Genomic DNA, 20,346 nt, shown 5'->3' with positions numbered 1-20,346 from the left:
TTTACCAGCCGAACTTGAGTTCGGCGCCCACGTAGTCGGCATTGCTCGCGCCGAGATCGCGCAAGGACGAGCCGACTTGAAAATGCACGGCCTCGACCGAGGCCACGAGATTCGCCGCGACGTTATAGTCCGCGCGCACTTGCGTATAAAAGCCGGTCCAGCGCGAGCCGCGCCCGGCTGTTCCCGGCACGACCGCCGAGCCTTGTCCATAGACGGCGTCCGCGGTGGTCTCACGCCATTGCAAGCCGACGCCCGCGAGCAGCGAGAGCTTGCTGTTGGGCTTGAGCGTGAGCGACGGCTTGATATGAATCAGGTTGGTGTATCCCGTGTAGCCCGCGAGCGTGAAGTAATAGCCGTTCGGAAAGAGCGGATTGAACGTGCCGACGCGCCCATCGCCCGGATGACGGTCGCCCGAGGCGGCATCGATCTGAATGCCCAGACGCGGGGTCCAGGGCGCCGCCGCCAACGTGTAACCGGCGAGCGAGCCCACGGCCCATGCGCTGATCGTCTTCTCGCCGACATGACCGCTTTGATACATGCCTTCCACGTCCCAGTCGATATGCGAGACATTGCCCGCGTATCGCATGTCGAAGACATCGCGATGCTCGTCGCCGCTGGCATCGAGAAAGCGCGCATTGCTGCGGTTATAGCGCGAGTAATACGCGGACAGATCACCCGGCCCCACGCCCTGACGTTCGACGCGCGCGCCGCTGAAGGTGAGATGACGATTGGAGACATCGTCGAAATCCGTGTTGAAGCGATACTGCACCGGCTGCGTTGCATAGGCGATCCAGCGCCACGGACCGGTCTCGTAGTCGCCCCAGAAACCGTCGAAAGCCTGCCGCACATTCGGGCCGTCGCGCACCGATACGAAGCGCTGCAAGTCGAACGCCATCTCCTGCCGCCCCGCGCGAAACTTGACGAGCCCGCCCGCGAGCGGATGCGTGAACGTAATGAACGCCTGACGCAGATCGAGCGGATTCTTGTCGACAGAGGTCACGTTGTCCTTGCCATACGGACGCGCGTCTTCCAGTTGCGTGAACACTTGCACATAGGGGCTGAGATGCACATCGGCGTGGACTTCGAGACGTTGCAGCACGTAGGTATCGTCGCGGCCGGAGCCTAAGCCGAAGAGCGGCGCGTCGTTCATCTCGACGCGTTCTCGCAGCACCGCTCCGAGCGACACATACGCGTCCGGATTGCCGAACAGCGGAATGTACTTGAGCGCGTCGAGCGGGCGTTTCGGCACGCAAGGCAGACCGAGCACGGACCAGTCTTCCTGCCAGCGATTGAACTTGATCGCCGGGCGAGCGCACGATGCCCCTGGCGCGGCGCTGGCGTTGGTATCGTCGCCTGCGCTGCCGAGCGCCGTATCCGCCGCCGATACGGGCAGCGCCGCCGCGATCCCCGTGCCGATCAAGAACATACGCAGCGAACGCAGCGCACGGCAGCGTCTGGAACGATCAGCGGCCATCGTGGATTTCGGCGATATATCCGCCCGGGAACTCGACCATCGCCGTCTTGTAGCTTGCGCTCGCATAAGCCGGGACCAGCACCTTCGCGCCTGCCGCTTGCGCACGTTGCAGGGTCGCGGCGAGGTCATCGACGCCATAGCCGGTCGTTTCCTTGCCGAACGGAAACGGCAGCTTGCCATCGGTTACGAAGACGACCATGCGCCCAAAGTTCGAGTCGATGCGAATCTGCCGGAACGTCTCGCCCGGTTTGCCGATCACGCCCGCATCGGCACGCGCATTGTCCGAGACCACCTTGCCGTGAGAAAAGCGCAGCCAGCGGCGCACGAAGTTATTCGCTTCGTAACGCGAGACATAAACGCGGTTGTCGGGCACGCTTTGCAGCGGCGCGTAGTTCGGCGCCTTGGTGTGCCAGTAGAGCTGCATGACGAGGCCGCCCGGCCACTGGATGATCGCGTCCTTGCCGATGGGGTCGTCGAACGGTTCGACGATCACGTCCGCGCCCGCCGCGCGCGCGGCCTTCACGGCGTCGTCGATATCGGTCACGAGATAGCCCGTGCGCTCGTTGCCGAACGGATAAGGCACGGGCGTTTCGAAGCCGAACACGGACAGCATGCCCACGGGCGTCTGCACGTATTGCGAAGCCGTCTTGCTCGGCGTGGGCGTCACGGTGAAAACCGCCTTCTGCGATGCCTTGCCGCCGAAGGTCGCGAGAAAGCTCTGCACGAAGGTATTGACATCGGCGGATGCGACGTAGACGTGGGTCGTATCGTATTGCGGACCGACCGCGACTCGACCCTTGATGGCGGACGCGGCGGTAGCGTCATGCGGACCGGCATCCGCGAACGATGCGAGAGGCGCAATGCCGATGAGAAATGCCGCCGCGATGGCGCTTGAGCGAACGAGCTTGATCATGTCGATACTCATTGATGTTTGAAGTGAGCGAACCGTAAGTCACGCCGCCCGGGCAACGCGCGGCGGCCATGCGAGCAACAGAAGCAGCGCGATGGGCAAGATCAGTCCGTAGAACGAGAGATGCACGAAGGCGAGCGCGCCGCCCACCGCGCCGATGGCAAAGGCAAGCATGGCCGTGAGCGTGGCGCGCAAACGCGTGAGCACTTGCGGCCCTTCTGCATGATGCGAACCGCGATGCGCGAGATCGACCAGATCGAGCACGATCTGCGTGACATTGCCGGTCATCACTGTGTTGGGCAGCCCGGGCTTCTGCAAGACTTTCGGGCGCGCGTTCTGCACGCCCATTGCGGTGGCGCCCAACACGCCGCAGAGCAGCACCATGCCCGATGAAGCGTCATCGATAGGCAACGCGAGCAGTCCTGTGCCGAAGAACGCGAACAACAGCAACGCTTGCCACAGATGCAATGCTGCGGCGATGTAGGCGTCGCCACGTGCCTTCATGATCTTTGCCGCCACGCTCGCCGATCCCACGCCGACGATGAACGCCGGAAACGCCAGCAGCTTGAGCAGCACGCCTTGCCCCACGCCCGCGACCTCCGCGCCGATCAGCACGAAGTTGCCCGTCACATGCGCCGTGAAGAGGCCGAACAACGCGACGAATCCCAGCGTATCCACGTATCCCGCTATGAACGCGAGCACCGTCTCTTCATGCTCTTTCAAGGGACTTCTCCGGTGAAACCTCAGCCGCCTTCACGCGACGTGCCAGCCTTGTCCTTCGATACGACGTTCACGCTTTCGGTTTGCGCGAAGAACTGCGACTTCACGACCGGTATTGCGTGTTCGCCGAGTACCATGCCGAGCAGTCCCGCTAGCGCGATCAAAGGCGGCGCGGGTGACTGCACGCGCAAGAGCCAATAGAGCAGGCCGACCGCGAAGCCCACACCGAGTGAAATGACATAGCCCATGTTCTCTGTTCCATCCTTTCCTAAAGAAGAAACGCTGTCTCTCCCTTAAGGGAAAGCCTAGCAAGCCGATTGATAATTGGCCTTGGATAAAGCTTAAAAAACCTTAAGATCTCAAAAGGTCAATTGATGAAAACGCTTCACGCTCTCGCGAATCCATCCGAAAAGACTGCTATGTTCCGATGCCTGCCCGGCAGGCGCCGCGCGCAACATCTGGTCGCTCGCCCGATGCTCGGAAAGCAGCCTGCACATCTCGCTCGTGACCTCGGGACGTCGCGCGAGGATGGGCGTGAGCGCCTCCTTGTCGAGCCGGTACACGACGACGCGCGTCGTCGCACGCACGGTCACATCGCTTTGCACGCCCGCGAGAATGCCGGATTGACCGATGGAATCGCCGGGTGCAAGTCTTCGCACTTCGAGATCGTGCGATGCTTTCGGCACCGTCACGCTTGCCACGCCACGCGCAATGATGTGCAACGCCTGACCTTCGTCGCTGCCCGCTGCAAACACCGTTTCGCCCACTTCGAAAACATGACGTGTGAGGCGTTTGGAGAGCTCGTTCAGTTCGTCCGCATCGAGCGTATGAAAGATGGTCACGTCGCGCAACAACACGAGCTTCTCGTCGATGGCTTGCGTCGTCTGCCGTGGCGCCGACAACGGACGCAACACGACCGCACGCGAACCTAGATGCCGATGCGCCAGATCGAAGAGATCGCTGCGCACCGAAACTTTCTTGTCGAGCGAATCGACATAACAAAGAATCTCGTATTCGATGGCGTCTTCAGTCGCGCGCCGCACACTTACGACCGGCGCGGGACGGCCGATAACGTCGATGCAACTCGCTGCGGCATCGCCGAGCGCATCGAGCACGACAGCGGGACGCACCGATGGATCCACCGAGAGCACGACGCTGATGCCGTTCGTATCGAACGGCTGATTCGAATTAACGATGTTCGTGCGCGCCGCGACGCTGTTCGGGATCACGACGATATTGCCCTGCCCGTTGAGCAGGCTTGTCGCGCGCCAGTTGCTCTCGACGACCTTGCCTTCGGCATCGCCGATAGTGATCCAGTCGCCCAGACGAAACGGCTGCGTGGCGTTGAGCACGATGCCCGAGAACACATCGTTGAGCGTGCTCTGAATTGCAAGTCCGATGACAATGGCCACCGCGCCCGAGGTCGCCAGCAACCCGCGCACGGGCAGCTGCAACACGAACGCGACGGCCGCGACCGCGGCAGCCAGATAGACGAGCGCACCGAGCACGTCCTGAAAGAGCCGCTCCTTGTGCCACGCCTCGGGCAGCACGATGCGGTCGAGCATGATCGTGACGAGCCGCGCGCCTTGCAGCCACCACATCAACTCCAGCACTTGCGCAAGCAGATGCCGCAGCGGTTCGTTGGGCCAGGGCGCCGCAAAGAGCGGATTCATGCCGTGCGCGAACAACACCCACGTCGATAACGCGAACATGGACGCACGAAACGCAAGCCGCATAGGCTCGCTTCTTCGGTCCATGAAGCGCCACGCGAGGAAGTCTACGACGAGTATCGCGATGCCGAAGAGCAGGCCGTCGGTCAGGGTCGGCATCGCGTCAGTCGCCCTTGTTCAAAACGCGAAACAACTGCATCCCAGCGCGCCCCAGAAGCCGTTCGAGTCGCTGACAGGTACGTTCTTGCGCCACGCGAAACCGTGCGCATGCGCATGCACGTTGCAAAGATTCACGCAACCGTCCACGCAGGCAACCGCGGTCGGCTTGTAACGGCTATAACCGCCGAACTCCGCAACCGGCGACCATGACGGACTCACCGGCAAGTCCGGGGGACCGTATGGGGTGAACTCGTCGCTCGCATAGACGACCTTGCCGCCCACCACGGTCATGACCGAATCGAGAAACTTGATGCGGCTTTCATCGACGGTGAAGAAGTCTTCCGATAGCACCGCGAAGTCCGCGAACTGCCCCGCGACGAGCGCGCCCTTGCGATCGTCCTCGCTTGAAAACCACGCGCTGCCAACGGTATAACGGCGCAACGCTTCCATGCGGTCGAGTTTGTTCGCGCCGTTGTACATGGCCGTGCCGCCGACCGTCTTGCCCGACACCATCCAATAAAGCGAGACGAACGGGTTGAAGCTCGCCACGCGCGTGGCATCGGTGCCCGCGCCCACGGGCAGACCGGCATCGAGCATGTGGCGGATAGGCGGCGTGCGCTTCACGGCTTCCTCGCCGTATCGTGCGATGAAGTACTCGCCTTGATACGCCATGCGATGCTGGATTGCGATACCGCCGCCAAGCGCCTTTACACGGTCGATATTTTTCTGCGTGATGGTCTCGCAATGATCGAAAAACCAGCGCAAGCCATCGAAGGGAATGTCGGCATTCACACGTTCGAACACATTGAGGAAGCGTTCGATCGATTCGTTATAGGTGGCATGCAGACGGAACGGCCAGCGGTTTGCAACGAGCAGACGCACTACCGCTTCGAGTTCGGTTTCGAGCGTGTCGGGCAGGTCGGGGCGCGGTTCCAGAAAGTCTTCGAAATCAGCCGCCGAGAACACCAGCATTTCGCCTGCGCCGTTCACGCGCAGGAAGTCGTCGCCTTCGCCGGGCTTCGTCATCTTCACCCACTTCGCGAAGTCTTCAATCTCCTTCTTTGCGTTCTGCGTGAAGAGGTTGTACGCAATACGCACGGTCAATTCGTTGTGCTTCGCCAAGTCCATGATGACAGCGTAATCGTCGGGATAAGCCTGATATCCGCCGCCTGCATCGATCGCGCTCGTCACGCCAAGACGATTCAACTCGCGCATGAAGTGGCGCGTGGAATTGCGCTGCTCGTCGGGCGGCAGCTTCGGACCCTTGGCGAGCGTCGCGTAAAGAAGGCCCGCGTTGGGCCGCGCGATCAGCATGCCGGTCGGATTGCCGCGCTTGTCGCGCTGAATTTCGCCGCCGGGCGGATCGGCTGTTTCCTTCGTATAGCCGACCGCGCGCAAGGCCGCCGCGTTGAGCAATGCGCTGTCATACAGATGCAGGATGAACACCGGCGTGTCCGGTGCAATCGCGTTGATCTCTTCGAGCGTCGGACCACGGCGCTCCGCAAACTGAAATTCGTTCCAGCCGCCGACCACGCGCACCCATTGCGGGGCGGGCGTGCGTGCAACCTGCTTCCTCAGCATGTCGAGCGCGTCCGCAAGCGACGGAACGCCATCCCAACGCAACTCCATGTTGAAGTTGAGGCCGCCGCGTATGACATGCAGATGCGAATCGTTGAGGCCGGGAATCACGGTGCGCCCGTTGAGATCGATGAGGCGCGTCGCGTCGTTCGCATGACGCATCACGACTTCACGCGATCCTGCTTCGATGACCTTTCCATCGGCAACGGCGAGTGCATCCGCGAACGAACGCTTGTCGTCCTGCGTGGCAATCTTGCCGTTGAAGAATACGGTATCGGCGCGCGCGGGCGTGCCTGAACCCGTGCCTGAGCTCGTGCTTGAATTCATGGGCGTTCTCGTGTGAGGCGTGCCGCGACGCGGCGCTTGCTGGAAGCCGGCGCGATGAACTTCGCGCCAGCCTTTTCGATACGACTGCGAGCTGAATCAACCCGCTTCGCTTGCGTGTTCCCCGAGAATCGATTTCGCATAACGCACGCCGATGCCATACGCGCTATGCGACTTGAGAATGTCCATGCAACCTTCGTAAGTCTCGGTGCGGCCCCAGTCGCGTTGCAGTTCGAACATGAACTGAAGCGACGTCATTGGCACCGCGCCGGCCTGGATGATTCGCTGCACGGCGCGTTCGTGCGCTTCGTGCGTGATGTCGCCACAGGCATCGGTCGGGACGTAGATTTGATAGCCTTCCGCGATCATCTGCACGGTCGGAAACGTCACGCACACTTCCGTCCAAAGACCCGCGAGCACGATCTTCTTGCGGCCCGTCGCTTCGATTGCTCGGCGAAAGCCCGCGTCTTCCCACGAGTTCATCGAGGTACGGTCGACCGGCTGCTGCTCCGGAAACACGCCTTGCACTTCGGGCACCATGTCGCCGCTAAAGGTTTTGGCGGCAACGGTAGTGAGAATGGTCGGCACCTTGAACAACTTCGCCGCCTTGGCGATAGCCTGCACGTTATGCAGGATGGTGGTGCGTTCATGCGAGGTCGTGCCAAAAAACATCTGCGGCTGATAGTCGATCAGCGCAACCGCGCAGGTATCCGGGGTCAATAGTTCTTGCGGCATTTGCAGGCTCCGTTGGAAAAGATGCGGCAGTCAGGACGAACATGCCGTGCTCGGGTGAGCGGCTGGAAGGATTGAGATGGATGATAGCCACGCGTCTTCGCCGAGTCCTTGAAAAATCCCTTAATTGTTCTTAACGAATATTCGCTAAGAAAATGCACTTCGATTTTTAGCGCGTGGGATTTTCAGGAAATGAATTTCAGGACTTGGCCTTTCGCTGGCAGGAGCATGCACCGCGATTAAACCGCCTTAAGAACAATTAATCTTTTCTCAAGTTCAGGCGTCTTCCACGCGGCTAAGATTCGGTCCACGCGTCGCGCTCAAGGAATGATTCTTAGCGCACGCGCTCGACCAACATCGCTAAAGGACACGCCATGAGCACCGTAAAGACCAAGGACGGCACGAATATTTTTTATAAGGACTGGGGCAGCGGCAAGCCGGTGGTCTTCTCGCATGGCTGGCCGCTTTGCGCGGATGCATGGGACCCGCAAATGCTGTATCTGGCGCAGAAGGGATACCGCGTCATTGCGCATGACCGTCGCGGTCATGGCCGCTCCGACCAGACTTCGGAAGGCAACGACATGGACACGTATGCGGACGATCTCGCCGCCGTGCTCGACGCGCTCGATCTGAAGGACGCCATGCTCGTCGGCCATTCGACGGGCGGCGGCGAGGTTGCGCATTACATCGGACGTCATGGCAGCGCGCGCGTCTCGAAGGCCGTGCTGATCGGAGCCGTGCCGCCGATGATGCTCAAGTCCGAGAGTAATCCGCTCGGCTTGCCGATGTCGGTGTTCGACGGCATCCGCGACAATACGGCTTCGAATCGCTCGCAATTCTTCAAGGATCTGGCCGTACCGTTTCTGGGCTACAACCGTGACGGCGCGAAGGTCGTACAAGGCAACATCGACGAGTTCTGGCGGCAGGGCATGATGGGTTCGATCAAAGGCCAGTACGAGTGCATCAAGCAATTCTCGGAAGTGAACTACACCGATGATCTGAAGAAAATCGACATTCCCACGCTCGTTTTGCATGGCGACGACGATCAAATCGTGCCGATAGAAGCGTCGGGACGACGCACGGCGGAGATCGTGAAGAACGCGACGCTAAAGGTTTATGCTGGCGCGCCGCACGGCATGTGCACGACGGAAGCCGATCGCGTGAATGCGGATCTACTGGCGTTCTTGCAAAGCTGATGCTGCACGTGACATGCTTGCTACGAAGCGAGCATGTCAGCCGACCGAATAGTCAGTACCGCACTTAATCCCGGATGCTTATCGGCGAATTCGAGTTTGCCGTGATGCAACGTCGCCACCGCCTTGACGAGCGCGAGCCCAAGTCCTACACCGGGCGTGCCACGGCTCGCGTCGCCGCGATAGAACCGCTCGGTGACCTTGTGCTTTTCCGCGTCGGGAATACCGGGGCCATCGTCGGATACGGATAACTCTATGCCGTCATCGCGCGCCAGGAGCGACACTTCGACCTCGCCATTTTCACGCGCGAACTTGATAGCGTTATCGATCAGATTGCCGATAGCCTGCGCCAGCAGCAAGGGATCGACCACAGCGTACAGTTCGTCCGCCTGCGTCATGGAAAGCGTCACGCCACGCAGTTCCGCCACGGGCTGATAGAACTCGACTGCATCCGAGACAATGGCGAGCAAATCGCTGGACTCGAAACCCGAGCGACGCACGCCCGCATCGATTTCGGCGAGCCGCAAGAGCGCATTGAAGATGCCGATCACGCGATCGACATCCGCAAGCGCGGGCTCCAGTTGCGCGAGCGTGGCTTCATTCCCTTCCTTGCGCAAGCCGATCATCAGCACTTCGAGACGCGAACGCAGTTCGGCAAGCGGCGTACGCAAATCATGGGCGATTGCATTCGACACGTTGCGCACGCCGTTGATGACTTCGATCAGCGCTTCCTGCGCCTGCTTGCGCGTGTTGACCTCTTCCTGGAGCCGCACATTCTGCTCGCGCTGCAACTTCTGCAAAGCCCGCAACTTGAGATGCGTATGCACTCTCGCGGCGACTTCCTCCATGTGCAGTGGCTTGGTGACGAAGTCCACGGCGCCAGCGCTGAAGCCCGTGATCTTGTCCTCGGTCTGCGTGAGCGAGGTCATGAAGATGACCGGAATGTCGCGCGTGTTCGGGTTGGCCTTGAGCTGACGGCAGGTCTCAAAACCGTCGAGACCGGGCATCATCACGTCGAGCAGAATCAGATCGGGCTGCACCAGTTCGGCGCGGCCCAGCGCCTCGCGGCCATCGCGCGCAACGGTCACGCGCAGGTTGTTTCCTTCGAGCGCATCGACCACGAGGCCGAGATTCGTTGCGGTATCGTCGACAACGAGAACGACTGGCGTGGCGGTATCGGGTAAGTCTTGCGTACTCACGAGCTTGGGTCCAGATGTTCTTCGATCAGGGACAACAGCGCTTGCGATTCGTACCCGGCGGCAAGACATCGCAGACGCGTTGCGAAAATTTCATAGCGCTTGTCGAGTACCGTCAGATGCTCGGCCCGCTCAATGATGTCGCGCATCGAACCGAGCAGCGCAAAGCGATGCAGCAGCGCCATTTCCTCGGGCGGCGGCACGACGAGCGCTTCATCGGCCCGAGCATGTCTTCCCGTACGCGGCGCCCATTGCAACGCCAGAAGGCCGGTGATCTCCTTGAGCAGCACATGCAGATTCAGCGGCTTTTCGATGAACACATTGGCGCCCGCCGCGAGATTGGTCTGCGCATTGCCGCGCGATGCATCGGCCGATACGGCGATCACTGGCACGTCGCGCAACGCTTCCAGCGCGCGCAGACGCTCCAGCATCTCGATGCCACCCATCACCGGCATGAGCGTATCGACGACGATCAGATCGGGCCGGTCCTCGCTCGCCATCGCAAGTCCCTCGCGGCCATTCTCTCCTTGTGATACGCGAAAGCCGCTACGTTGCAAGGTATCGACGAGCAGGATGCGATTGGCCGCGACATCGTCGAGCACGAGTATGTGACGCTCGCGGCCTTCATAGCGCGTGACACCCACCGGCAGAATCGCGGGCACGGGTTGCGCCGTGGCGCCGGGCGCGTCGAGTTCGAACCAGAACGCGCTGCCTCGGCCAAGCGAACTCGCGACGTGGATATCGCTTCCCATCATGCGCACGAGTTGCCGGCTGATGGCAAGACCGAGTCCCGCGCCGCCGCTCCGACGCGTGAGTTCGCCCGCCTGCTCGAAGGGCTGAAAGATCACATCGAGCCGGTCGGGGCTGATACCTATTCCCGTGTCCTTCACTTCGAAGCGCAGACGTCCGGGCCATATTTCCGAAACCGCGAGACTGACTTCGCCCTGATCCGTGAACTTCACTGCATTGACGAGCAGATTGAGCAACACCTGACGCAAGCGCTTTTCATCGACGCTGATCGCGCGCGGCAGATTCGGCGCCGCATGATAGTGGAGTTGCAGGCCCTTTTGCTGGGCGCGCACGCCGACGATCTCCGCGATGACATCGAGAAACGGACCGAGTGGCACATCGCGCACCTGCATTTCGAGCTTGCCCGCACCGATGCGCGCGAAGTCCAGCAAATCGTTGATGAGCATGAGAAGATGCTCGCCACTCTGTTCGATCACGCCAAGACTAGACAACTGTCTGCGGCTCAACGTTTCATCGCGTCGCAGGATTTGCGCATAGCCGAGAATGCCGTTGAGCGGCGTGCGCAATTCGTGGCTGATATTCGCGAGAAACTGATCCTTCGCCTTGTTGGCCGCTTCGGCGGCGTCGCGCGCCACGCGCACCGCATCTTCCAGTGCCTTGCGCGCCGAGATGTCCTGAATGATGGCGATGGTGTGACTCGTGTGCCCGGAAGAGTCGTATTGCAGCGCCACCGATAAATTGACCCACACGCGCTGACCGTCGCGTCTCACGAGCGGTTTCTCTTCCGAGTAATGCGAAACGCCGCCCTCGGTCAACATGAAATAGCGTTGCAGGCTTCCGGTCACGAAGTCGTCGTCGGTGACATCGCGCAGGCGCTTGCCGAGCAACGCATCGCGTTCGTATCCGACGATCTCGCAAGCACGCTGATTCACGCGCAAAAAGCGGCCTTCGAGGTCGCAATGCGCAATACCCACGGCCGCGTTCTCGAAGGTGCCGCGAAAGCGTTCCTCGCTCGCGCGTAGTTCGTTCTCGGCGTGCTTGAGCTCGGTGATGTCCACTAGACTCCCGACGAAGCGCACGGGCTTGCCGCTCGCATCGCGCCTTGCCATGCCGCGTACCAGCACCTTGCGATCGCTGCCATCGCTATGCAAGAGGCGGTTCTCCATCTCGAACACGCCATTCGCATGTTCGAGATAACGCTCGACGGCCGCTTCGGTCGCGGCCCGTTCCTGCGGGTGCACCACGCTCATGTACGACTCGTAGTCGAGCAATGGCTCCTTGCCGCCATAGCCGAGCCATTCCCAGATGTTCGAGAAGCGTGCCTTGCCGTGGCGGAAATCGCCGTCGGGCATGTCGATTTCCCATACGCCGACATTCGATCCGCACATCGCCGCTTCGAATCGTGCATTGGTCTCACGCAAAATCTCCGCTTCTTCCGCGCGCCGCCGTTGCGTGACATCGCGGAACACGAACACGATGCCGAGCCCTTCGCCGCGTTCATCGACGATAGGCGAACCGCTCGCTTCCACCGGCACTTCCTGGCCGTGACGCGCGATCAGCAGATTGCGGCTCGGCAAGCCGATGTCTTCATCCGCGCGCAAGAACGACGACACCGGCTCGCGCGTGATTTCATCGACGACGCAAAAGACCTCGCCCAGCAAGCGGCCGCGTGCTTCATTGCGTGGCCAGCCCGTCAACCGTTCGGCCACCGCGTTCATGAAGTCGATGCGCCCTTCCGGGTCCGTTGCGATCACGCCATCGCCGATACTCGACAGCGTCACCGCATAGCGCTCGTCGCTTTCGCGCATGCGCCGCTCGGCCGCGTATTTGTAGAGCGCCATTTCGACCACGGTGCGCAATTGCGTGTCGTCGAATGGCTTGAGCACATAACCGAACGGCTCGGCCGTGGTGGCGCGCTGCACGGTTTCCTCGTCGGCATAAGCGGTCAGGAACACGACTGGCAGCCTGAATTGCTCGCGCAGAAGCCGCGCCGCGTCGATACCGTCGAGCTCGCCTTCGAGCCGCACATCCATGAGCACGAGATCGGGACGCACTTCCTTCGCCAGCAGGAGCGCATCTTCGCCGCGCGCGGTCGAGCCGACCACCGTATGACCGTTGCGGATCATTTGCTGGGCGATATCGCGGGCGACCACTCGGTCGTCTTCCACAATCAGGATGCGTGCAGGTGCCATCGTTCGTTGAGGTCAGCTTGCTTCGGCTTCGAAGGCTATGGTGAAGACCGTGCCGCCTGCGCGGTTCACATCGACATTGCCGTGCAATTGATGCGCGAGATCATGCACGAGTTGCAGCCCGAGCGTGTCGGCCTGATTGAGCGAAAACGCGGGCGACAGTCCCACGCCATCGTCGGCGATCACGAGGCGGCAACGGTCCTTGTCCGTGATACGAAGCTCGATACGCAACAGTCCGCCGCGTCCCTCCGGAAACGCATGTTTGAGCGCATTGGAAACGAGCTCGTTGATGATGAGCCCGCACGACACCGCGCGATTCATGTCGAGCTGGATATCGTCGACGACCACGTCCATGTCCACGCCGAGGCGCCGCATGTCGTAAGCCTGCGCGAGATGCTTGCACAGGTTCCTCACGTGCGGCGCCATCATGATGCGAGCGAAATTGCCAGCACGATAAAGGTTTTCGTGCACCATCGCCATCGATCGCACACGGTTGCGGCTTTCGGCGAAAAGTTCGGCTACCGCCTTGTCTTCTACACGCGAAGCCTGCAGATTGAGCAGGCTGCTGATGAGTTGCAGATTGTTCTTCACGCGATGATGCACTTCGTGAAGCAACGCTTCCTTCTCTTCGAGCATGGCCTCCTTCTGTTCGAGCGATGCGTTCTCGAGCGAAATAGCCGCCTGCGACGCAAGCAGTGTCAGCACCGTGATACGCGCTGCCGTGAACACGCCGGGCGCGAGATCGTTCTCGAGATACAGCACGCCCTTGAGCTTGGCCTGCTTGATGATGGGCACGACGAGCACCGAGCGCGCGCCGCTCGAACGCAGATACTCGTCGGCGGAGAATTCATTGGGCAACGTGGCGTCGTCGATATGCACGCGCTCCCGCATGCGCATGGCGAAGTGCACGATGGATACCGGCAATTCACGCGGCGTCATCGGAGCGCTTTCCATGCGGACCTGCACACCGTCCCTGCCAGATACGGCCTGCGCCTCGATCCACAGTTTCTCTTCGCGCGGCAAGACGAGCACCGCGCGACGCGCGCCCGCATGTTCGAGCACGATGGTCATGAGCGTGCGCAAGAGCCGTTCGAGCACGATCTCGCCTGAGATTGCTTGCGACGCCTGCACGACGGTTTCCACATCGAAGCGTTCCGCCACGACATTCCTTGCCGTCAGGCTTTCGGCAGGGCTTTCGACGAGTTCCGGATAAAGCCGCTCCAGCGCGTGAACCTTCGCCATCGCGCCCCAGCGCAGATACGCGCGCCGTGCATGGCCCAGATAGACATGAGCGATAGTCGTGAATTCGCGTTCGATGTAAAAGCGCGCGGCCGTTTCATGGGCCAGCGCTTCGATCTGCACAAAGCGATGTTCGCGTGCGAGCGCGATAGCGTCTTCGTAATGACGCATCGCGTCGAACGGCCGGTTCTCGATGCGCGCGACTTCGCCTTCCACGAGCGCCGCCCGGCAGCCGAAATTCGCCGGACCGTGATAGGCCCAGACCTGCAACTTGCCGTGATACTCCGCAAGTGTTGACGACACATCGTGTTTGCGCGGATCGTGCATGCGTGCAAGCACCAGCGCCGCATGAAAATAGTATTCGGCCATTTCGAAGTGGCCGGCGGAGGTCCACAAGAGCGGCCTGGCTTTATCGCCCGCAGCGGCGGCGCCCGCTATGTCATCGGCGAAATGGAGCCATTGCTGCTTGCGAATCCAGTACCAGCATGCGGCAATCGCGAGACTGGCATCGGCTTCGAGGCGGCGCTCGAACTCGGCTTCGTCGAATCCCGCGAGAAGCACGCTGTCGCCACGCAAGTGACCGATCAGCCGCAACTGCGAAGTAATGATATCGACGATAAGCCCGAACTTCGCGCTCTTCACGACCGACAGCCGCTCTTGTGCCTCGCGCTCCACGTCTGCAAGCGGTTCGCCCGCAGCCAGCAGACTCGTGATCAACGTGCAACTGCTGAAGCCCGTATAGGTCAGATCGCCGCTCTCCGTCGCGGCATTGAACGCGCGGCGCAACAAGGGCAGATTCGTGCGAATGTGCCGCGTCCACGGCGTGACGTGATAGGCGAAGCACATGTAGACGCGCGCCTTGAAGCGGTCTAGCGCGCGTTCGTCGACGAGCGCAAGTCCCAGGCGCCCAAAGCCGAACCCAGCCTGATAGTCGCCGAAGATAGGACCCGTCACCATGCCGAGATAGGCATAGCCGAGCGACGATGCATCGCTGTTGCCGTGCGCCACGCTCAGATTCGCCATGCGGCACAGCACCAGGCAGACGAGGTCTTCGTCGCTGAAGAACGCGGGCGGCAGCACGGCCGTGAGCACATCGAGCGTGGCGGCGAGATCGGACGCTTCGAGCAAGGGCAGGTCGATCAGGCGTTCGATCGGCTTCGAGCCGATCTGCCGAAGCAGCGCGTCGTATTCGAGGCGCGCGGCGGCGCGTCCCGGATGCGGCTGCCACTCGATACCGACGTGCCGCAAATACTCCAGACACGTTTGCACGGCAAGCTGCATCTGATCGAGCGCGGTGTAGAGCGTGACGCGCAGGAACGTGACAATGGCGCGATCCGGCAGCGTGCTTGCCCGCTCGGCGAGTTCGGTCAATCGCTTGCACGCGGCTTGGGTATCGCCTGTCAGGAACTCGCACTCGGCGCGGTTGCTTTCCAGCGCGAACTTGCGCGCATAGTCGTCGTGCCATCGAGCGGTATCGAGAAGATCGCTTCCCGTCGAGAAGTACGTCAAGGCGGAACCGAACGCCGACGAAGCCTTCGCGCGCTTGCCCGCCTGCAAATTGAGCTCGACGATTCGCTCGCGTTCCGCCGCGTTATCGACCAATGCGACCGCGCGATCGTACTGGTTGACGATCTCGAAGATGTCGGCCTCGGCGTCATGCGCTTCGGTCGCATCGAACATTCGCGCGATTCGCAAGTGCGCGAGCGCGCGCTCGCCCGGCGGAATCATCGCGTAGGCTGCTTCCTGCACGCGGTCGTGAACGAATGCATAACCGTTCTCGCGCCTATACACGAGACCTGCTTCGACCGCATTGCCGAGCGCGGCGTCGATGTCGCCTACGGCATCGGCACACACTTGCGCGAGCGTCGCATCCGTTGCCGCGTTGCCGAGACACGCGAACCACTTCAGCATGTCTTGCGTCGCTTGCGGCGCGCGCGCAATGCGCTCCACCATCAGATCGACGACGCTTTCCGCAAAACGCGCCGCACGAATGCGGTCGATGTCCCAGCGCCAGACGCGTGTATCGCGGTCGAAATGCAACAGCCGTTCCTCTTCGAGAATGCGCAGGAACTGCACCACGAAAAAGGGATTGCCACCGGTCTTGTCGAATAGCAGGCTGGCGAGCGGTTCTGCTTCGGCGGCGTCGGCATGCAGCGTGTCGGTCAGCAGATTCGATACATCGCCGGGCGCAAGAGGCGCCAGCAGAATGAGATGCAGCGGCGTGCTGGTTTCGCGCACCGTCGCGAGCACGCGTGAGAGCGTGTGCGTGGGACCCACTTCGTTGTCCCGATACGCGCCGATGAAGAGCACGTGACGCGTATCCGCGGACGCCGCCATATATTCGATCCAACTGCTCGTGCCGGAATCGAGCCATTGGAGATCGTCGAGAAAGAGCACGAGCGTCTCGCCTGGACCACAGAACGTGCCGACGAAACGCGCGAGCACCGCTTGCAGACGCACATGCGCCTCGCGTGGCCCGAGCGCTGGCACAGCGGGTTGCGGACCGATCACACGTTCCAGTTCCGGCACGAGATCGACGATGAGTTGCGCATGCGCGCCAAGCGCATCGGCAAGACGCGCCTGCCATGACGGCAGGTCGAAGGCTTTATCGTCGAGCAGTTGGCGGATCAATTGCTGAAAAGATTGCGCGAGGGTGGCGTAGGGAATGTCGCGCTTGTATTGATCGAACTTGCCTGATGCGAAGCGCCCGTTACCGGCCACGAGCCTCTTTTGCAGGTCGCCAACGAGCGCCGATTTGCCGATACCCGAGTAGCCCGACACCAGCACGAATTCCGAGCGACCTTGCTGCGCCACGCGCTGAAATGCGTTCGCGAGCGCCGCGCTTTCGACTTCGCGTCCGTAAAGGCGTTCGGGAATGAGCAAATGTTCGGGCGTGTCGTGCTCGCCCGGCGTGAACGCTTCGATACGCTCGCTGCGTTGCCATGAATCGAGACAGCGCCGCAAATCGTGTTCGAGCCCGAGCGCGGTCTGATAGCGTTCCTCGGCGGCTTTCGCGAGGAGCCGCGCGACGATGGCGGCCAACTGTCGCGGCACGTGAGGCGCTTGTTCGGCAAGCGGAATCGGCTGACGCGCGATATGACAATGCAGCCATTCGGCGGGCGACGCGGCGCGATACGGCAGCTTGCCCGCGAGCATCTCGTAGAACACGACGCCGAGCGAATACAAGTCACAGCGCGAATCCACACCGCGATTCGTGAGCCCCGTTTGCTCAGGCGAAAGGTAAGCGAGCGCGTCCATGGTCACGGGCGCGAGTTCCGTTGCGGGACGTTCGCGCGTTGCTCTCGATGCGCGTCCGAAACCCGTGAGCGCCACTTCGCCGCTCGCTACATCGACGAGTATGTTGGCCGGTCGCAAGTCCTTGTGCATGACGCCACGCGCATGCAGCACCTTGAGCGCCGCTGCAAGATTCACCGCGATGCGCAAGCTCTCATGCACGCCGAGCGTTCCCGCAGATATCGATGCAAGCGAAACACCGCCGCGATCTTCGAGCAGAAGCGTGGCCGCGCCACGCAACTCCACCAGCGCATGCGGCCGCGTGAGAACCGGGCTGTCGAGTAGCGCGCGCAGTTCGAACGCACGCGTGAGCCGCGCCTGACTCTCCACGACTTGCGCCACGTGCGCCACAGGCAGCGCCACGGCAAGCCAGGTCTGCGCGTCTTCGCGACGCCACAGCCGCGACAGGACGAACTCGCCGTCATCGCACAGGGTTCGCCGCTCGAAGTTCCGCAGTTCCAGCATGCTCGCGCCCTCCCGCTACGCTTCTGCGGTCAGCATATAGCCGGCATTGCGGACGGTCAGGAGCAGCGACTTGTCGAAGCCGGTATCGATCTTCTGACGCAGCTTGCTCACGTGCACATCGATCACGTTGGTCTGCGGATCGAAGTGATATTCCCAGATATTTTCCAGCAGCATGGTGCGCGTCACGACTTGTTCCGCGTGGCGCATGAGATATTCGAGCAGCTTGAATTCGCGCGGCTTGAGCACGATAGCCTTGCCCGCGCGCACGACCTTGCGCGAAAGCAGGTCTATGCTCAGATCGCCTACCTTCAACGCCGTGTCCACGAGGTTTTCTTGCGAGCGTCGCGTCAATGCGTCGAGCCTCGCCGCGACTTCGCCCAGCGCAAAGGGTTTGACGACGTAATCGTCACCGCCGGCCTTGAGGCCGCGAATGCGTTCATCCACTTCGCCAAGCGCGCTCAGAATGAGGATAGGCACCTTGTTGCCGGTCGCGCGCAACGCCGAGATGATGCCGAGGCCGTCGATACCGCCCGGCAGCATGCGGTCCAAGATGATCGAATCGTAGGTCTCGCCGGCCGCGAGAAACATGCCGTCGCGGCCATTGTCCGCGCAATCGATGACATGGCCCATTTCGGCCAAACCCTTGCGCAAGAATCCGGCGACTTGCTCGTTGTCTTCGATGACCAGGATTTTCATTTTATGGCTCGTAACAGGCTCGAAGCGCACTCTGATTTTCGAGTACAGGGCTTCCCGCCGTGCATTATGCGCCCGCATGGTCCGCGCATAAATCCGGTCATTATTAAATTAAGTTAACGTGCGCGCGGAAAATGGCAAGGTATTCCCGAATTACTAATGAAGGCGCGGAGTTAACTAAGCTTAATGATTTTCTCATCGGGCGCAAAGGCTGGGAAGCATAGGATCGGTTATGTGATCGGACATCCATCGCAAACGGAACGACACCATGAACGCCATTGCCGAGTTGCCCTTACCCGGATCGCACAGCGGCATTATCGATCTGGGCGGCATACGGATCGACCTCGAAGCACGTACCTTGCACCGTCAAGGCGAGATCATGTCCGTGGGCTCGCGCGCATTCGATATTCTCGTCGTGCTGGCTAAAGCGGAAGGGCGCCTCGTCACCAAGGACGAATTGATGAGCGCAGTCTGGCCGCGCACCGTCGTCGAAGAAAACAATATCCAGGTTCACTTATCCAGCCTGCGTAAAAACCTGGGCAGCGATCGCGACATTATCGTGACCGTGCCGGGCCGTGGGTACAGACTGACAAGGCGAACTGTCAGACCTTCGTGTCCGCATGCCGAGGCGCGTTTCGCTCGACCGGAACTCATCGGACGAGAAGACGCGCTTGCCCGTATTTCCACGATGCTCGCCGCGACGCAAGTGCTCACGCTCGTGGGCGCAGGCGGCATCGGCAAATCGGCGCTCGCGCTCGAAGCGGCGCGTCAATGGACAGCGGCGCGCGCAGAGCCGATCTTCTTCGCCGATCTCGCGCGACTCGACCACCCGCGCTCGCTGCAAGAAGCCATCGCGCGCGCATGCGGTTTGGCGGAACACGAGCCGCTCGACTTCTCGTCGCTGCCCGAGCGTGGGCTCGTGTTCATCGACAATGCCGAGCATGTGATCGCGCATGCCGCGCAAATAGTCGATGCGCTCGCCGCCGCCAATGACGGCATCCGCGTTCTGGTTACGAGCCGCGAGCCATTGCGCATCATGTCCGAGACGCTCTATCGCGTCGATCCGCTCGACGTGCCGCGCGCCGGATCGACGGATGCGCAAACGCTCGAACATGCTTCCGTGCGGCTCTTTCTCCGCCGTGGCCGCGCCGTGCAGCGCAATCTCGGCGACGACAGCGCGCAGATCGGCCGCATAGGGACGATATGCCGGCGGCTCGACGGCAATCCGCTTGCCATCGAACTGGCGACGGCGCGTCTTGCCGCGCTCGGCCTCGAAGATATTCATCGGCGGCTGGACGACCGTATGTCCATGCTCGCTGGTGGATACCGCACCGCGCTGCCGCGTCATCAGACGTTGCGTGCGAATTTCGACTGGAGCTACGGGCCGCTCGCCGCGCAGGAGAAGACCTTGCTGCGCAGGATGGCCGTTTTCGAAGACTCGTTTTCGTTCGAAGCCCTGTGCGCTGTCGCATGCGATGACGGACTCGCGCTCGCAACCGTGATCGACGCCGCGAGCGAACTCGCCGCGAAATCGCTGTTGATCGTCGAATATGACGGCCCCGTCGTGCGCTACCGGTTATCGGAATCGATGCGTGCGTATGCGCTGGAAAGACTCGCGGCGGAGGACGACAGCACGGCAATCGCCGGGCGTCTCGCGCATTATGTGGAACATTGCGCCGACTTTTCCGGTGCCGACGAAGCGAATGAGCCCTACACCCCGCGAGGTCTCGTTGTCGAGTAAGGTTAGACGTTAAGCGAAG

Annotated in this window: 13 protein-coding genes; 2 read left to right on the top strand and 11 right to left on the bottom strand. The window is 61.4% G+C overall.

What is annotated here, in order from left to right; genetic code table 11:
- Position 1: 1 nt before the first annotated feature.
- The 7 genes from NCT04_RS23215 to NCT04_RS23185 form a co-directional block, all read right to left on the bottom strand.
- A complete protein-coding gene (locus tag NCT04_RS23215) occupies positions 2-1,540 on the bottom strand; it encodes an alginate export family protein (RefSeq protein WP_502800697.1) in 1,539 nt (512 codons plus the stop codon).
- Entirely contained in the window at positions 1,464-2,399 is a 936-nt protein-coding gene (locus tag NCT04_RS23210) for a VOC family protein (RefSeq protein ID WP_502800696.1), read from the bottom strand. The genes NCT04_RS23215 and NCT04_RS23210 overlap by 77 nt, the downstream gene beginning before the upstream one ends.
- Before the next feature lie 27 nt (positions 2,400-2,426).
- Positions 2,427-3,107: a YoaK family protein gene (locus NCT04_RS23205; RefSeq protein WP_250467892.1), complete on the bottom strand. Its 681-nt coding sequence runs from the start codon at positions 3,105-3,107 to the stop codon at positions 2,427-2,429.
- A 20-nt stretch (positions 3,108-3,127) separates the two neighbouring features.
- Positions 3,128-3,352: a DUF1427 family protein gene (locus tag NCT04_RS23200; protein WP_244831210.1), complete on the bottom strand. Its 225-nt coding sequence runs from the start codon at positions 3,350-3,352 to the stop codon at positions 3,128-3,130.
- A gap of 111 nt (positions 3,353-3,463) precedes the next feature.
- Positions 3,464-4,933: a mechanosensitive ion channel family protein gene (locus NCT04_RS23195; protein WP_250467891.1), complete on the bottom strand. Its 1,470-nt coding sequence runs from the start codon at positions 4,931-4,933 to the stop codon at positions 3,464-3,466.
- A gap of 18 nt (positions 4,934-4,951) precedes the next feature.
- Positions 4,952-6,838 (bottom strand): amidohydrolase, encoded by a 1,887-nt coding sequence (locus NCT04_RS23190; protein ID WP_250467890.1) that lies wholly within the window; start codon positions 6,836-6,838, stop codon positions 4,952-4,954.
- Between the two features lie 96 nt (positions 6,839-6,934).
- Positions 6,935-7,570, bottom strand: a complete 636-nt coding sequence (locus tag NCT04_RS23185) for a hydrolase (RefSeq protein ID WP_244831207.1) — start codon at positions 7,568-7,570, stop codon at positions 6,935-6,937.
- Between the two features lie 371 nt (positions 7,571-7,941).
- On the opposite strand from NCT04_RS23185, the gene NCT04_RS23180 reads away from it, so the two are divergent.
- Positions 7,942-8,763, top strand: a complete 822-nt coding sequence (locus tag NCT04_RS23180; protein WP_250467889.1) for an alpha/beta fold hydrolase — start codon at positions 7,942-7,944, stop codon at positions 8,761-8,763.
- A gap of 20 nt (positions 8,764-8,783) precedes the next feature.
- Here the strand turns inward: NCT04_RS23180 and NCT04_RS23175 are convergent, their stop codons facing one another.
- Genes NCT04_RS23175 through NCT04_RS23160 form a run of 4 tightly spaced genes read right to left on the bottom strand, consistent with a single transcriptional unit; the run spans position 8,784 to position 18,589 of the window.
- Positions 8,784-9,959, bottom strand: coding sequence for a hybrid sensor histidine kinase/response regulator (locus tag NCT04_RS23175; protein WP_244831205.1), 1,176 nt, complete (start codon positions 9,957-9,959; stop codon positions 8,784-8,786).
- Positions 9,956-12,898: a hybrid sensor histidine kinase/response regulator gene (locus NCT04_RS23170; RefSeq protein ID WP_250467888.1), complete on the bottom strand. Its 2,943-nt coding sequence runs from the start codon at positions 12,896-12,898 to the stop codon at positions 9,956-9,958. Before NCT04_RS23170 ends, NCT04_RS23175 begins: the two co-directional genes overlap by 4 nt.
- A gap of 12 nt (positions 12,899-12,910) precedes the next feature.
- Positions 12,911-17,893: an AAA family ATPase gene (locus tag NCT04_RS23165; RefSeq protein WP_250467887.1), complete on the bottom strand. Its 4,983-nt coding sequence runs from the start codon at positions 17,891-17,893 to the stop codon at positions 12,911-12,913.
- A gap of 15 nt (positions 17,894-17,908) precedes the next feature.
- A complete protein-coding gene (locus tag NCT04_RS23160; RefSeq protein ID WP_244831202.1) occupies positions 17,909-18,589 on the bottom strand; it encodes a response regulator transcription factor in 681 nt (226 codons plus the stop codon).
- Positions 18,590-18,854: 265 nt separating this feature from the next.
- On the opposite strand from NCT04_RS23160, the gene NCT04_RS23155 reads away from it, so the two are divergent.
- Positions 18,855-20,327, top strand: a complete 1,473-nt coding sequence (locus tag NCT04_RS23155; protein WP_250467886.1) for an ATP-binding protein — start codon at positions 18,855-18,857, stop codon at positions 20,325-20,327.
- The last annotated feature ends 19 nt before the right edge of the window (positions 20,328-20,346 follow it).

The organism is Caballeronia sp. GAFFF2 (assembly GCF_023631485.1).
Lineage (GTDB): Bacteria > Pseudomonadota > Gammaproteobacteria > Burkholderiales > Burkholderiaceae > Caballeronia.
Note: the sequence above shows the minus strand (reverse complement) of the source record. Positions and strands in the feature narration are given on the sequence as shown.